The following is a 13,951-nucleotide window of genomic DNA, read 5'->3' on the forward strand; positions in this document are numbered from 1 at the left end:
GGCCGCGGCCGGGCTGGACGACGCCAGCGGGGAGGGCGCGGAGGTGCTGGGCGCCTGCGTGGTGCTGCCCGCGGCACGGGCCGGCGGTGGGTTGCGGTGCGAGCCGATGTTCAGGATCGCCAGCACGGTGACCACCGCGAGCAGCGGCAGCGCGTACGCGCGCCAGCCGTACCGGCCCGCGAAGGCCCGCCAGCGAGCGCCGGCGCCGCTGGACGATCCCGGCGGGGCGCCGGTCGACCGTCCCCGGCCGGCGGAGTGCCGCTGGCGCTGCGGGGCGGTCGGTCGAGTCACCGGGTCACGATCCCACACGCTCCGGTGCAGAGGCCGCATTTGCGCGGGCCAACAAGCCGAGGATCGCCCTGGCTGTGCTGACCGGATCCTCCAGCTGCGCGGTGTGCCCGATGTCGGGCAGCACCAGCAGGGTGGCGTCGGGCAGCGTCCGGGCGACCCGCGGCGCGTTGGCGACGTCGACCAGCCGGTCGAGCTGGCCCCACACCACCACCGCCGGGGCCTGGATCTGGCTCAGCGCGTACCAGGGCGACCGGGCGCCGACCGTCAGGTAGCTGCGTACCAGGCCCCGCAACGACCGGAGCATCGCCTCAGCGGCCCAGGCGTAGCCACGGCGCGCCTGCAGCTCGGCGACCGCCTCGGCGAGCCGGTTGGGCGGCACCTTCTCGGGGTGGGCGAAGCACAGCTCGATCACCGCCCGCACCCGCCGTTCCGGCGGCAGCTCGTCCAGCCGGGCCAGCACCCGGGCGCCCAGGCCGGGCACCAGCAACAGCGGCATCAGGGCGTCCGAGCCCTTCTTCGGCCGCAGGTCCGGCACCGCGGGCGAGACCAGGCTGAGGGTGCGCACCAGGTCCGGGCGGCGGGCGGCCACCTGGATCGAGATGGCGCCACCCATCGAGTTGCCGACCAGGTGCACCGGGCCGCGTCCGGTCAGCTCCAGGTAGTCGATCACCAGCCGGGTGTGCGCGGCGATCGAGTAGTCCCCGCCCGGTGGCGGCCCCGAGCGCCCGAAGCCGGGCAGGTCGAGGGCGTGGCCGTCCAGCCAGGGCGAGAGCAGGTCGGCCAGGTCGGTGAAGTTGGTCGAGGCGCCACCCAGGCCGTGCACGTACAGCGCCGGCTCGGCGTCGGGATTGGCCGACGGAGTGCGGCGGACGTTGATGCGGTTGCCACCGATCCGCAGCTCGGTGGCCGGCCACGGCTCGCGGTCGGGATTCGGCGCGGCCAGCCGGTACTCGGCCGGGCTGCCCAGGGTGGCGGTGCGCAGCGGCTGGCTGGGGCGGGTGCGCAACTGCAGGGGCCGGACCTGCGCCAGCCGCGTCGCCTGCGCCAGCCGTGTGGCCTGCGCCAGCCGTGTGGCCTGCGCCAGCCGCCGGCTCTGGAGCAGCGCGCGGCTGCCCAGCGGTGTGCGGCCCTGGGCCGGTGGCGTGGTGTCCATCGCAACAAAATTACCTGTTCGGCCCGGCGCGCGCCCCGCGCGGCGGCGCCGTCCCGATCATGCGACGGTCCTGGCTACCCACCGGTAGCATCAGACTCGCCCCGCGCCGGCTAGGAGGGTTCTTCATGACCGAGACCATGGACACCGCACGGGGCGCCCGGCTGCCCCGTTCGGCGCGCCGGAAGCAGTTGCTGGCCGCCGCCCAGGAAGTCTTCGTGACCCACGGCTACCACGCCGCCGCGATGGACGACATCGCGATCCGGGCCGGGGTGTCCAAGCCCGTCCTGTACCAGCACTTCCCCGGCAAGCTGGAGCTCTACCTGGCGCTGCTGGACACCCATGCCGAGGACGTGCTGGAGCGGGTCCGGCAGGCATTGGCCGAGACCGAGGACAACCGGGTCCGGGTGCACAACGTGCTGACCGCGTACTTCGACTTCGTCGACGGCGCCGACCGGGGGGACGAGGGCGCCTTCCGGCTGATCTTCTCCTCCGACCTGGGCAACGAGCCGGCGGTGCGCGAGCGGGTGGACCGGGTCGCCAGGATCACCATGCAGGCGGTCGCCGACACGGTGGCCGCCGACACCGGGCTCGGCCGGGCGCAGGCCGAGCTGCTGTCGGTGGCCCTCACCGGGGCGGCCCAGATCGCCGCGACCTGGTGGTTGGAGAACGACCGGCCGATCTCGAAGGCGGAGGCGGTCCGGCTGCTGGAGACGCTGCAGTGGCGCGGCATCTCCTTCTTCCCGCTGCAGGGCTCGGCCCCGGCACCCGGGGCCAGCTGAGCACACCGTTCGCTCACAGCGCAGCGCCCGGCCGGCAGCCCGGCAGCCGGGTTCGACTAGCGTGACAGCTACCCGGAACGGTGTTTCCGGTGATCGAGCTGGCAAACCCGGCCGGGCGCTGCGATCAGCGCCGGCACTGAACTTGGAGGACGCGTGGAGGTCAAGATCGGCGTGCTGCACACCCCCCGCGAGATCACGCTGGAGAGCAGCCAGACGCCGGCCGAGGTCGAGAAGCTGGTGGCCACCGCGCTGCAGAGCGTGGACGGCCAGCTGGCCCTGTCCGACGAGCGCGGTCGCCGGGTCATCGTGCCCGCCAACCTGGTCGCCTACGTCGAGATCGCCCAGGCCGACAGCAGGCGGGTCGGCTTCGTCGCCGGCTGAGCGCTGGCTGGAACTAGCGCTGACCGGGCCGAGCGCTGGCTAGACCGAGCGCTGGCCCGGCCGAGCGCTGGCCGGACCGGCCGGCCGGAAGAGCTAGTTGGACAGGCCGATCGCGGCCATCCGCTGGGTGTGCTTGCCCATGATCCGGTCGGTCAGCAGCCCGATGCCGGTGAGGTCCCCGACGCCGCCCATGATCAGCGTGGTCAGCGCGTCCCGGTCGGCGGCCACCCGCTGGGCCTGGGTGATCGCCTCCCCCACCAGCCGGCGCGCCCACAGCGACAGCCGGGACGCCGCGGTCGGGTCGGCGGCGATCAGCGCCCGCACCTCCCGGATCGCGAACTCGGCGTTGCCGGAATCGGCCAGCGCCTCGGTGACCAGTTGCCGGGTGGACTCGTCGACGTACTGGGCGATCTCGAGGTAGAAGTCGGCGGCCAGGCCGTCCCCGACGTAGGCCTTGACCAGCGCCTCGCCCCAGCTGCGCGGCTCGGTGCGCCGGTGGAAGGTCTCCACCGCCTCGACGAACGGCGCCATCGCCTGCTGCGGGTCGGCGCCGAGCTCGGCGAGCCGGCTCACCAGCTTGCGGTAGTGGCCCATCTCCAGGGCGGCCACCTCGGACAGCGCGGCACGCAGCGCGGTGGTCGGCGCCATCCGGGCGTCGGCGGCCATCCGGTCGAAGGCGCTCAACTCCCCGTAGGCGAGCACCCCCAGCAGGTCGACGATGGCGGCCCGGTCGGGCTGGCTGGTGGGCTGCATGGCGGTTGGGATCTCCTTGCCGGGCGGTCCGGGACGGCGGCTGCCGGGCCCACGGTATCCCGGCATGCGCGGAGCACCGCCGCACGGCGGCTAGACTGCAGGTGAGGCACGGACGCCGGCCCTGATCAGGTGCCGCATCCGCCTCACCGTCCTAGCGGGTGTCTGCCGCGCTGGCGGCCAGCAACGATGGCCGCGCCGCAGGTGCCCACGAACCGTTACGCACCTGCACGCAGAAGTGGATACCGACACATGGCAGACGCTGCCCTCTCCGACCGGGCGCCCGCCGGCGCCACCGACGAACCCGCCGCGGCGGTCGAACCGGCCCCGCTGGTCGGCCTCGCGCCGGTCCGGCCCGACAGCCCGCTGTTCTCCAGCTTCGCCGTCAAGCCCGAGATCATCGAGGCGCTCAAGGCGGTCGGCATCGAGCACACCTTCGCGATCCAGGAGCTGACGCTGCCGATCGCGCTGGCGGGCTCGGACCTGATCGGCCAGGCCCGCACCGGCACCGGCAAGACGCTGGGCTTCGGGGTGCCGATGCTCAACCGGCTGGAGCTGCCCAGCGCCAAGGGCGCCAAGCCGCAGGCACTGGTGATCGCACCCACCCGGGAGCTGGCCGTGCAGGTAGCCGGTGACCTCACCACCGCAGGCAAGCGGCTCGGCGCCAAGGTCGTCACCATCTACGGCGGCCGCGCCTACGAGCCGCAGATCGAGGCCCTCAAGGCGGGCTGCGACGTGGTGGTCGGGACCCCCGGCCGGCTGCTGGACCTGTCCCAGCAGGGCCACCTGAACCTCGGCTTCGTGCGCTGCCTGGTGCTGGACGAGGCCGACGAGATGCTCGACCTCGGCTTCCTGCCCGACATCGAGAAGCTGATGTCGCAGCTTCCCGCGGGGCGCCAGACCATGCTGTTCTCGGCCACCATGCCCGGGCCGATCGTGGCGCTGGCCCGGCAGTTCCTCAACCAGCCGATCCAGATCCGCGCCGAGTCCGACACCTCCATCCCGGCGACCGAGCACGTCGACCAGTTCGCCTACCGGGCGCACGCGATGGACAAGACCGAGGTGCTGGCCCGGATCCTGCAGGCCGAGGGCCGTGGCCTGACGCTGATCTTCACCCGTACCAAGCGCACCGCCCAGAAGGTCGCCGACGAGCTGGTCGAACGCGGCTTCGCCGCCGGCGCGGTGCACGGTGACCTCGGCCAGGGCGCCCGCGAGCAGGCGCTGCGGGCGTTCCGGTCCGGCAAGGTGGACGTGCTGGTGGCCACCGACGTCGCCGCCCGCGGGCTGGACATCGACGACGTCACGCACGTGATCAACTACCAGTGCCCCGAGGACGCGATGACTTACGTGCACCGCATCGGGCGCACCGCGCGGGCCGGCAAGTCCGGCACCTCGGTCACGCTGGTGGACTGGGACGACCTGCCCAAGTGGAAGCTGATCTGCGACAGCCTTGACCTGCCGCTGCACGAGCCGGCCGAGACCTACTCCACCTCGCCGCACCTGTACCTGGAGCTGAACATCCCCAGCACCGCCAAGGGCGTGCTGCCCCGGGCGGCCCGGGTCCGGGAGGGCCTGGCCGCCGAGGCGGTCGAGGACCTCGGCGGCCCGGATCGCAAGCGGTCCGGCCGCGGCTCCCGGCGGTCCGGGCGTCCGGAGGGATCGAGCCGTTCCGGCGGCTCTGGCGGCTCTGGCGGTTCTGGCGGTTCCGGGCGGGCCCGGACGCGGGGTGAGGCACCGGACGGCGAGCAGGCCGAGCGCAAGCCCGCGGGTACCCGTACCCGGCGGCGCCGGCGCACCCGGGGTGGTGCTCCAGTGGCCAGCGGCTCCCCGGCCGAGCCGGGCAGCGGCGACTGACCCGGATCGCCTGAGTGCCAGCACCCGTGCCCGAACCCGCACCCGGCCCGGACGGGCTGCCGCCAGTCCGCCGCGAGCCGGTCGGCGCTGTTTCCGGCGGCGCTGTTTCTGGTGGCGCCGTTTCTGGTGGTGCTGTCGCCGGCGGCGGTCCGGCTGGCGACGGCGGGGCTGGCGACGGCGGGGCTGGCGACGGCGGGACGCGGACCGCGCCGGCCGGCCCGCCGGTTTCGCCCGCGCTGGCCGACTACCAGGCGCGCACCGCCCGCTCGATGCGGATCTACGCCGTGGTGCTGGCCGTCCTGCTGCTGGCAGTGGTGCTGGCGGTACGGGTCGCCTACGCCCGCGGCGAGCTGACCCATGTCACGAGCCACAGCGCCCCGGCCCCGGCGGCCGTTCCGAGCGGCTCCACCGCCGACTCGCTGGCCCTGGCCTGGCGCAGCAGCGACCGGCCGGCCGGCGGGACGCCGGTCCAGGACGGCGTGGTGGTCAGCTACGACGCGCACAGCGTGCACGGCCTGGACGCCCGCACCGGCAAGCTGCGCTGGTACTACACCCGCTCGGACCAGACGATCTGCTCGGTGCTGCAGCAGGACGCCACCACCATCGCCATCTACGACCGGCACGGCAACTGTGACGAGGTGACCGGCTTCGTGTCCGCCACCGGAGCGGTCAAGTGGTCGCGGACCATGACCGACAACGGCATCACCGAGGCCGCCAGCGCGCCGAACGTGGTGCTGACGGTGGCCCGGTACTCGGTGCACGTCATCGACAACGCCGGCGGGCTGGACCGCTGGAACTGGGTGGCGCCGGACCGCTGCTCGGTGGACCGGGCGCTGGCCGGCTCGCAGGGCGTGCTGATCAGCACCACCTGCGGTTCCGAACACCGGCTGGTGTTGCGCGGGCTGACCTCCGACGAGCTGAAATGGTCGGTGACGGTGCCGCGGGCGATGGTGCCGGTGGCGGCCAGCGCGTTCCTGGGCGCGGTGGATCCCGACACCGGGATCCTGCACAGCTACAGCGACGCCAAGGGGGCCGACACCCCGTCCGGCCAGCTGGGCGAGCCGGCCGAGCTGCGCGGCCCGCTGGCCGGCCTGCCCCGGGCGGCCACGGCGGTCGAGGGCTTCACCTCGTCCGGCCAGCAGCTGGAGGTGCTGTGGCTGGGCAAGCTGTACAGCTTCGCCAGGTCCGGCACCATCAGCTGGTCGGCACCGGCGTCCGGCCCAGCCACCGTGCAGGGCCCGGACGTGCTGGCTGCTGCCGGCGGCTCGACGGTCCAGCGCCTCGACGGCCGGAGCGGGCAGCCGGCCGCCACCGTGGCGCTGTCACCGGAGCTGCCCGCGGGCTACCGGGCGTTCGGAGTCGGCAACGGATTGCTGCTGGCCGGCACCGACACCCGGATGTATCAGTGAGGACCCGGTTCGCGCTGCCCGGCGGCAGCATCGCCGCGCTGGACACCGGCGTCTCGCAGCCGGGACCGGTCGCCGAGCACCGCGGCGTGGTGCTGCTGGTGCCCGGCTACACCGGCAGCAAGGAAGACTTCCAGCCGCTGCTGCGGCCGCTCGCCGCCGCCGGGTACCGGGCCGTCGCGATCGACCAGCGCGGGCAGTACGAGTCGGAGTGGGCCGGCGACCCGGACGGCTACACCCTGGATGCGCTGGCCGGCGAGGTGTGCCAGCTGGCGGCTGAGCTCGGCACCGGCGCCAGCCGCCTGCACCTGGTCGGCCACTCGCTCGGCGGGCTGGTCGGGCGGGCCGCGGTGCTGGCCAAGGCCGAGCTGTTCGACAGCTTCACCCTGATGGGTTCCGGGCCGGACGCGGTGGCAGGCCAGCGCCGGACGCTGCTCGACGCCGGTGAGCTGGTGCTGGCCCGGCGCGGCATGGCGGGCCTGTGGGCCTACCTGGAAGCCGGCGCCCAGGCGGACCCGAAGTACGCCACCTCGACGCCGGCGTTGCGGGCCTTCCTGCGGACCCGGTTCCTGGCCACCGACCCGGTCGGGTTGCAGGGCATGGGCGACCTGCTGCGCACCGTGACCGACCGCACTCGCGACCTCGCCGCGACCGGGGTGCCGACGCTGGTGCTGCACGGCGAGTCCGACGACGCCTGGCTGCCGCAGGTGCAGGCCGACATGGCGCGACGGCTGGGTGCCGCGTACGCGGTTATCCCGGCGGCGGCCCACTCGCCGGCCGTGGAGAACCCGGCGGCGACGCTGCAGGCCCTGCTCGACTTCTGGCAGCAGCTGAGCTGACCGTCCGGCGTCAGCTGGGGGTTCCGTCAGCGCCGGGCTTGCATCGGTCGGCTCGGTTCGGGTCGGTTCGGTCGGCCGGACCCTTCAGGCTTGGCTGGCCTCCAGCAGCCCCAGGCCGTCCCAGCTGGCCCGGGGGCGGGAGCTCGCCTGGCCCTCGGGGCACAGCCGCCGGAAGTCGCACCAACTGCAGGACGGCCCGGGGACCGGCCCGAACACCTCGACGGGGTCGGCGCCGCCGGCCACCGTGTCGGTCGCGGCGAGGATGTCGGTCGCGGTCTCCCCGGCCCGGTCGAGGTGCTGGTTCAGCGACTCCTCGGTGTGCTCGAAGGCCGCCACCTCACCGGTGGGCAGGTGGTGCAGCTCCACCCGGCGGCAGCGCTGGTGCAGGGTGCGTTCGGCAGCCACCGCGTACAGCGCCAGGGCCTGCGAACCGCGGGCGTCGTCGACATCCAGCCGGCTCCGGCCGGTCTTGTAGTCGACGATCACCAGCTCGCCGTCCCGCTCGTCGATCCGGTCCACCCGGCCGGAGATGGCCAGCCGGTCGGTACGGGTGGCCACCGTGCGCTCCACGCCGCGGGGCTCCCGCCGGACGTCGCCGCGCTCGGCCTCGTCGGCGAGGTAGCCGGCCACCCAGTGGGCGGCCTGGTCCCGCCAGGCCTCGGACTGTTCCCGGTCGGCGAAGCCGTCGTGCTGCCAGTTGCGGATGACCAGCGTCGCCCCGGCCTGCGGGGTACGCCGGTCCGGCTCCAGCTGCCACCACCGCGCCAGCGCCAGGTGCACGGCAGCACCCAGGGTGTTGTGCGCCCAGGGCGGCCCTTTCGCCGGGGCCGGCCGGTCCAGGTAGGTCATCCGGTACCGGCGCGGGCAGTCGAAGCTGGCCAGCTTGGAGGGAGTGGCCGCAAACAGCGGGCGGGGCAGGCCGGCCAGTTCGAGCTGTTCGGGGCCCGCCGTCACCAGCTGCCTCCGCCCGAGTCGCCGCCGCCTCCGCCGCCCCAGTCGCCGCCACCGCCGCCCCAGTCGCCACCGCCGCCGCCCCAGTCGCCGCCGCCCCAACCACCGTCGCCGTCACTCGAGCCGCCGTGGTCGGCAGACTCCCGGCCGGCGTCGAAGCCGCTGTCGTAACCGGCGCCGTAGCCGCCCCAGCCGCCACCCCAACCGCCGAAGCCCCAACCCCAGCCGGGACTGAGGGCCTCGGCGATGAGCAGCGTCTCCCAGAACGGCATGGAGTACCAGCCGCCGGGATAGCCGCCACCGCCGGCGAAGTAGTACGGCGCTCCGGGGGTGTAGCTGGGATAGCCCTGCACGGTCTGGCCGCCGACATTGACCTGCTGCGCCCCCGACAGCTGCGGGGCGTTGGTCTGCACCAGGGGCGGCAGCTCCGGTCCGAGGTCCAGGCCGAGCGCCTGCCGGGCGGTCCGGGTGGCCTGCAGACCTTCCAGGATGCTGCGCCGGGCGGCGCCGAGCTGGGCGAGCGTGGTGGCCGAGGCCAGCTGGGAACCGCCGGAGTTGTAGCGCTCGGAGGCATCGGACAGGGCTTGCCGGGCGGTGGCGTTGCTCCCCGGTTGCAGGCTGGTCACGTCCCCGGCCAGCCGGTCGTAGTAGGGCTGGATCTCGGCGCGGGCGTCGGACAGGGCTTGCCGGTCCTTGCGCCGGCGCCGCCAGACCAGCGCCCCGACGCCACCGGCGCCGAGCACGCCGAGGACCCCGAGGGTGGCCCAGCCGCTGCCACCGGTCGTGGAGGTGTCCTCGCCACTGTTGTCGGAGCCGGACCCGCCCGAGCAGCCCTTGGGAGCGGCGTTGACCAGCCTGGCGAAGTCCTTGATGGTCTCGGTCAGGTCGCTGTTCGACCGGAGCTGGTCACGGTTGTCGGTCACCGCCCGGCTTGCCAGTTGGCCGGCCCGGCCGGAGCACAGCGCGCTGGAGGCCGCGTTGAACGTCCTGCCGACGAACACCCCCACGGTCAACCGGCTGCCCGGGTCCACCGCCTCACCGATCTTGATCGCGAGCGCGCCCGCGTTGCCGGCGTCGGCAGGCAGCACCGCGATCTTGACCGTCGAGCTCAACGCCGAGCGCGCGGCGTCGGAGTCCAGCTTGGCGCCGGCGGCCGGGTCGACGTAGAGGTTGCTCGACTGCAGCTGGTCGATCGCTTCATCGACGTCGGCGGCGGCCGGCGCGGCGGTCAGCAGCAGCGTGCCGGCCAGGGCCATCGCCAGCAGTACGACAGCGCGCAGCCGCCGCCGGGAGCCCGCCCATCTGGTCACCGGTTCATGCTAGTGGCCGGTCGGCAGCGCCGTTTCGTCCGTCCACAGGACGCGCCGGACCGTCCACAGGGGTTCGGCGGCCGGAAGCTCGGCGTTCGGCTGGCCGGAAGCTCGGCGTTCGGCCCGGTCTCAGCGGCGCGGGTGCCCGGTGGCCTTGGATGCCGCCGGCAGCCGCGGCTGCGAGCCCGGATGGGCCGGAGCGGCCCCGGCGGTGGAGGCGGTCGGGTGCGGGCCGGCCGGCTGGTGGGAGCGGCCCGGCTGCCGGCCCGGCGCGGTGGTCGGCCCGGCCTTGGGGAGCTGTGCGGTGCGGGCCGGTGAGCCAGCACCGGTCAGCGCGGCGCAGTAACCCTCGACCCCAGACGTCCCGCCGGCCGCATCGACCAGGGGCCGGAAGCCCGGCCTGGACAGCGTCGCCGCGCTCGGCCCGGCCGCCTGGTACGCCCGGCACAGTCCCGGCAGCTGGGCGGGGGTGTCCGTGGAGCGGCCGGTGGACCTGGCCGGTGCGGAGGGTGAGCTGGTCGCGGAAGCAGCCGGGGGCGGCGCGGTGCGGCTCGGCACCGGCAACGGTGGGTGCGGGACCGAGGGGCTGTGCGGGGCTGGGGTGCGCTCGGGGTCCGGGGCGCCGGAGCCGTTGAAGAGGTCGGACACGGTTTCCTGCAGCGGGGCCGGCAACTGTCCGGCGGCAGCGGCCGCGGCGGTGGCTCCGAGCAGCATGAGCAGGGCGGCCCCGGCCACAGTCAGCTGCGCGGCCGACCAGCGGCGGGCCCGGGCCAGCTTCGTCCGGCGGCGGTTGCCCGCCGGGGTGCGGCCCTCGTCACCGAGGTCCCCCTCGGTCCGGGCCGCGGGGTCGAGGTCGGTCTCACCGGCCGTCGCGGTGGAGCCGACCGTGGCGGTCTCACCGGCCGTGGCGGTGGAGCCGGCCGTGACGGTGGAACCGGCCGCCGCGGGGCGGCGCAGCCGGTACGCGGCCCGGAATGCGGCGACGGCCCGGGACCGGCCCTTCAGCTCGGCGGTCGACGGCGGTGCCGAGGCGGCCGCCAGCAACTGCTGCAACGCGTCGGAGGCGTGCGCAGCTCGGGCGAGCTCCTGCTCGTCCGGATGGTGTCGCGACTCGTGGCCGTCAGCTGTCATGACACTTGGTCAGCGCCGACGCGGGGGCATCTGTCACACTGCGGCCCGATCGGTCAGTCGACGGGTACCTGTTCCAGCATCGCAGCCAGATTCTTCAGCCCGCGGTAGGCAGCGGTGCGCACCGCGCCGGGGCTCTTGCCCAGCACCACACCGGCGCTCTTGGCGTCCAGTCCGATGACCGTGCGCAGCAGCACCGCCTCCGCCTGCTCCTGGGGAAGCTGGGCGATCAGGCGGAGCGCGGCCACCGTGGACAGTGACTCCTCGGCCTGGATCTCGGTGTCGTAGTGGCCGGGCACTGCCAGCAGCGTCTCCCAGGCGGCCGGTTCCGCGGGCCGGCGGCTCCGGCTGCGGAGGTAGTCCAGGCCGCGATGCCGGCCAATGGTGGCGACCCAGCCCCGGAAGCCGTCGCCGTCGCCGGTGAAGGTGTGCAGGTCCCGGCAGACCTGGAGCCAGGTGTCGGAGGCGATGTCCTCGGCATCCCGGCCGACCAGCACGCTGAGATAGCGCAGCAGGCCCGGATGCAACTGGTGGTAGAGCTCGCTGAAGGCCTCTTCCTCACCGGCCTGGGCGGCCAGCACGACAGCGCTCAACTGATCGTTCGCGGCGCGCAGCGACGTCAGCAGCGGGCGTCGATCCCCGAGACCGTCACCGTCCGGACGCGGCCGGGTCAGCATGCGGGGTTCACCCCTGACGCACCCACCCTCGCCGGTCGAGTCGATCTTTCAGATCGAATTGGCTGGACCGTACCGGATCAGCGGGCCGGCGGACACGTATTGAGGCCCAACACCCCGAGTCGAGGTGTCAACTGCTGGCCGTGCGACGGGCCGGGCAAGGGCGTAACACCGGCCGGGGGCCCATCCGCGTGCGGACGAGCCCCCGGGTTACGGCATGGCGCTAGTAGTACCAGCGACGGCCACCGACGGCGCGGCCCATGCCGCCCATGATGGCCAGGATGGCGCCGATCACCAGCAGGATGATCCCCAACCAGGTCAGGATGCCGATCCCGGCGATGAGCCCGATGACGAGCAGGATGATTCCGAGGATGATCACTGATTCCTCCAGTGGGTTGCGTGACGTGCGGACGGTTCGTGCGGGTGTGAGCTAGTACCGGGGATCGACCGGGTCGATCGGGTCGTTCGGTTCGATGACCGTCGTTCCGGAGCGCCGGTGAATGATGTCGGTACGGCGTCGCGTGCTCATCATCGCAACGGTGATGAGCAGCCCGGCCGCGCCCACGATCATCAGGATCACCCCGATCGTGCTGAGGTCGAGCCCGTTGACATCCGCGGTGACGGCGAACGTCAGGATCGCGCCGACCGCTATCAGAAAGAGACTGGCCCCTATCCTCATGAGAACTCCTTGTCGGATAGAACCGTGGTGCCGCGCCTCGTGGGATTCGAAGCGCCGCTGTCCGGCTGAGCCTCCGTACCCTGCAGGACGACGGTTGACCATTGTGCCGGGTGGCTGTTCACCCTCATCTTGATCAGCGTCCGGTCCTCCAGTTTTGTCACACGGCGCGCTCAGCCGGTGGCCGGTGAGTGGATGAGGTCGATCCCGGTGGCCAGGCCGAGCAGCCGTTCCAATGACTCGGGGCTGGTGGTGTCCGAGCCCAGCCCGACCTTCTTGCGGGTGCCGTGGTAGTCCGAGGATCCGGTGCTGAGCAGGCCCAGCTCTTCGGCCAGCTCGGTCAGCCGGGCGCGGTCGTCGGGGGCATGGTCGAGGTGGTCGACCTCGATGCCGAGCAGGCCCGGCTCCACCAGGCTGCGCAGCGCCGCCTCGTCGAGAACCCGGCCGCGCCGGCGGGCCCACGGATGGGCGATCACCGGCACGCCGCCGGCCTGCCGGATCAGCTCGATGGCGAGCTCCACGGGCATCTCCAGCTTGGGCACGTAGTACGGCGAGGAACTGGACAGCAGGTGGGCGAAGGCGTCGGTGACGCTGTCCACCACGCCGGCCTGCACCAGCGCCTGTCCGATGTGCGGGCGTCCCACGGCACCGCCGCCGGCGATGTCGATGACCTGCTGCCAGCTGATCGGGTACCCGGCCGCGACCAGCGCGTCGACGATCGCCTCCCCGCGGCCCAGCCGGCTCTCGCGCAACCGGGCCCGTTCGGCCTTGAGCGACTCGGCCTCCGGATCGAAGAGGTAGCCGAGCAGGTGCAGACTGATCCGTTCGTCACCGTCGTCGTAGATGCAGGAGAACTCAGTCCCCCGGATCAGCGTGAACGGCACGTCCAGCCGGCCGACCGCCGCGCCGGCCTCCTGCCAGCCGCCGGTGGTGTCGTGATCGGTGATGGCCAGGGTGTGCAGTCCCGCGGCCACCGCGTTGCCGACCAGCTCGGTCGGGGTGTCGCTGCCGTCGCTGGCGGTGGTGTGGGCGTGCAAATCGATCATCAGGTCACCCTACGTGGCCGCCGGGTGACCATCTGACGAGTGGCTGCAAGCTGGCCGGGGGCTGCGAGTCGCCGTCCGTGGTCCAGTCCTGCTCGCTACACAGCGCCTGCAGTCAGTGGCTGCGGGGATGGCCCGCCCGGTCAGCGCACCGGAGGCAGCGGCATGGTCGGATAGTCACTGGGAGCGCCGCCCGGCTGCCAGCGGCGGTAGAGCATCGAGTCCGGCCCGAACAGCAACGTCGAGACCTCGTGGTAGAGCCGGTCGGGCCGGGGCAGGTACTCGATCCGGCTCATCGCCTGGTGCTGGCCGGCCGACTCCATGACGAAGGCCCCGTAGCCCAGGAACCGGCCCAGCACCGAGCGCTCGTAGGTCAGGTCGGTGACCTTGGTCAGCGGCATGATGGCCACCCGCCGGGTGATCACCCCGCTGACCAGCAGGACCCGCTTGTCGGTGATGACGAACTCCTCGGTGGCCCAGAACCACCAGGCGAAGCCGAACCACCCCAGCGATGCCAGCAAGGCGAGCACTCCGACGACGGCGAAGAACTGTTCGTCGCCGAGGTAGAGCACCATCAGCAGGCCCAGCAGGAAGAACGCTGCGGTGCCGGTGCCGACCTTGACCAGGCTGACCCAGTGGCGGCGGGTGACCACCACCGCCCGCTCGGAGGCGATCAGGTACTTGTCGTGGTCCTTCATGGCATGACGGTCGCGCGG

General features: G+C 73.3%; 15 protein-coding genes and 1 pseudogene. 5 read left to right on the forward strand and 11 right to left on the reverse strand.

Going from position 1 to position 13,951, the window contains the following annotated elements; all coding sequences use genetic code 11:
* Both VLJ82_RS03275 and VLJ82_RS03280 read right to left on the reverse strand, forming a co-directional pair.
* Positions 1-291 (reverse strand): annotated as a pseudogene (locus VLJ82_RS03275) (hypothetical protein); the annotation flags it as partial.
* A gap of 4 nt (positions 292-295) precedes the next feature.
* Positions 296-1,444 (reverse strand): alpha/beta fold hydrolase, encoded by a 1,149-nt coding sequence (locus VLJ82_RS03280; RefSeq protein ID WP_408661890.1) that lies wholly within the window; start codon positions 1,442-1,444, stop codon positions 296-298.
* 125 nt (positions 1,445-1,569) lie between these two features.
* Here VLJ82_RS03280 and VLJ82_RS03285 point away from each other — a divergent pair, with 125 nt between their 5' ends.
* Both VLJ82_RS03285 and VLJ82_RS03290 read left to right on the forward strand, forming a co-directional pair.
* Positions 1,570-2,223, forward strand: a complete 654-nt coding sequence (locus VLJ82_RS03285) for a TetR/AcrR family transcriptional regulator (RefSeq protein ID WP_408661891.1) — start codon at positions 1,570-1,572, stop codon at positions 2,221-2,223.
* 153 nt (positions 2,224-2,376) lie between these two features.
* On the forward strand, positions 2,377-2,604 hold the full coding sequence (locus VLJ82_RS03290; RefSeq protein ID WP_408661892.1) for a DUF3107 domain-containing protein: 228 nt from the start codon (positions 2,377-2,379) through the stop codon (positions 2,602-2,604).
* A gap of 93 nt (positions 2,605-2,697) precedes the next feature.
* Here VLJ82_RS03290 and VLJ82_RS03295 read toward each other — a convergent pair whose 3' ends face one another.
* On the reverse strand, positions 2,698-3,357 hold the full coding sequence (locus VLJ82_RS03295) for a ferritin-like fold-containing protein (RefSeq protein ID WP_408661893.1): 660 nt from the start codon (positions 3,355-3,357) through the stop codon (positions 2,698-2,700).
* 249 nt (positions 3,358-3,606) lie between these two features.
* Between VLJ82_RS03295 and VLJ82_RS03300 the strand changes: the two genes are divergently transcribed.
* From VLJ82_RS03300 to VLJ82_RS03310, 3 genes are read left to right on the forward strand one after another with little or no spacing between them, the layout of a single operon-like run.
* Positions 3,607-5,208 carry a DEAD/DEAH box helicase gene (locus VLJ82_RS03300; RefSeq protein WP_408661894.1) on the forward strand — a complete coding sequence of 534 codons (1,602 nt, stop codon included), beginning with the start codon at positions 3,607-3,609 and terminating at the stop codon, positions 5,206-5,208.
* A gap of 14 nt (positions 5,209-5,222) precedes the next feature.
* Entirely contained in the window at positions 5,223-6,617 is a 1,395-nt protein-coding gene (locus VLJ82_RS03305) for a PQQ-binding-like beta-propeller repeat protein (RefSeq protein WP_408661895.1), read from the forward strand.
* Positions 6,614-7,453 carry an alpha/beta fold hydrolase gene (locus tag VLJ82_RS03310; RefSeq protein WP_408661896.1) on the forward strand — a complete coding sequence of 280 codons (840 nt, stop codon included), beginning with the start codon at positions 6,614-6,616 and terminating at the stop codon, positions 7,451-7,453. The genes VLJ82_RS03305 and VLJ82_RS03310 overlap by 4 nt, the downstream gene beginning before the upstream one ends.
* Before the next feature lie 84 nt (positions 7,454-7,537).
* Here VLJ82_RS03310 and VLJ82_RS03315 read toward each other — a convergent pair whose 3' ends face one another.
* The 8 genes from VLJ82_RS03315 to VLJ82_RS03350 form a co-directional block, all read right to left on the reverse strand.
* Positions 7,538-8,407, reverse strand: a complete 870-nt coding sequence (locus VLJ82_RS03315) for a RecB family exonuclease (RefSeq protein ID WP_408661897.1) — start codon at positions 8,405-8,407, stop codon at positions 7,538-7,540.
* On the reverse strand, positions 8,404-9,714 hold the full coding sequence (locus VLJ82_RS03320) for an LPXTG cell wall anchor domain-containing protein (RefSeq protein WP_408661898.1): 1,311 nt from the start codon (positions 9,712-9,714) through the stop codon (positions 8,404-8,406). Before VLJ82_RS03320 ends, VLJ82_RS03315 begins: the two co-directional genes overlap by 4 nt.
* 129 nt (positions 9,715-9,843) lie before the next feature.
* The gene (locus VLJ82_RS03325; protein WP_408661899.1) at positions 9,844-10,845 is read right to left on the reverse strand and encodes a hypothetical protein; all 1,002 of its coding nucleotides are present in this window, start codon (positions 10,843-10,845) and stop codon (positions 9,844-9,846) included.
* Positions 10,846-10,898: 53 nt separating this feature from the next.
* Positions 10,899-11,456, reverse strand: a complete 558-nt coding sequence (locus VLJ82_RS03330) for an RNA polymerase sigma factor (protein WP_408661923.1) — start codon at positions 11,454-11,456, stop codon at positions 10,899-10,901.
* 283 nt (positions 11,457-11,739) lie between these two features.
* Complete coding sequence (locus tag VLJ82_RS03335; protein ID WP_408661900.1) at positions 11,740-11,895, reverse strand: DUF6131 family protein; 156 nt, start codon at positions 11,893-11,895, stop codon at positions 11,740-11,742.
* 51 nt (positions 11,896-11,946) lie between these two features.
* Positions 11,947-12,195 carry a DUF6458 family protein gene (locus VLJ82_RS03340; protein ID WP_408661901.1) on the reverse strand — a complete coding sequence of 83 codons (249 nt, stop codon included), beginning with the start codon at positions 12,193-12,195 and terminating at the stop codon, positions 11,947-11,949.
* 170 nt (positions 12,196-12,365) lie between these two features.
* On the reverse strand, positions 12,366-13,238 hold the full coding sequence (locus tag VLJ82_RS03345; protein ID WP_408661902.1) for a PHP domain-containing protein: 873 nt from the start codon (positions 13,236-13,238) through the stop codon (positions 12,366-12,368).
* A gap of 140 nt (positions 13,239-13,378) precedes the next feature.
* On the reverse strand, positions 13,379-13,933 hold the full coding sequence (locus tag VLJ82_RS03350) for a PH domain-containing protein (RefSeq protein WP_408661903.1): 555 nt from the start codon (positions 13,931-13,933) through the stop codon (positions 13,379-13,381).
* Between the last annotated feature and the right edge of the window lie 18 nt (positions 13,934-13,951).

The sequence above is a fragment of the Jatrophihabitans sp. genome (assembly GCF_035474675.1).
In the GTDB taxonomy this organism is placed as follows: Bacteria; Actinomycetota; Actinomycetes; order Mycobacteriales; family Jatrophihabitantaceae; genus Jatrophihabitans_A.

Excerpts from the sequence above, each read along its gene's own strand:
- VLJ82_RS03280 (WP_408661890.1), bottom strand. The coding sequence starts at position 1,444 with ATGGACACCACGCCACCGGCCCAGGGCCGCACACCGCTGGGCAGCCGC.
- VLJ82_RS03285 (WP_408661891.1), top strand. The coding sequence starts at position 1,570 with ATGACCGAGACCATGGACACCGCACGGGGCGCCCGGCTGCCCCGTTCG.
- VLJ82_RS03295 (WP_408661893.1), bottom strand. The coding sequence starts at position 3,357 with ATGCAGCCCACCAGCCAGCCCGACCGGGCCGCCATCGTCGACCTGCTG.
- VLJ82_RS03300 (WP_408661894.1), top strand. The coding sequence starts at position 3,607 with ATGGCAGACGCTGCCCTCTCCGACCGGGCGCCCGCCGGCGCCACCGAC.
- VLJ82_RS03325 (WP_408661899.1), bottom strand. The coding sequence starts at position 10,845 with ATGACAGCTGACGGCCACGAGTCGCGACACCATCCGGACGAGCAGGAG.
- VLJ82_RS03340 (WP_408661901.1), bottom strand. The coding sequence starts at position 12,195 with ATGAGGATAGGGGCCAGTCTCTTTCTGATAGCGGTCGGCGCGATCCTG.
- VLJ82_RS03345 (WP_408661902.1), bottom strand. The coding sequence starts at position 13,238 with ATGATCGATTTGCACGCCCACACCACCGCCAGCGACGGCAGCGACACC.
- VLJ82_RS03350 (WP_408661903.1), bottom strand. The coding sequence starts at position 13,933 with ATGAAGGACCACGACAAGTACCTGATCGCCTCCGAGCGGGCGGTGGTG.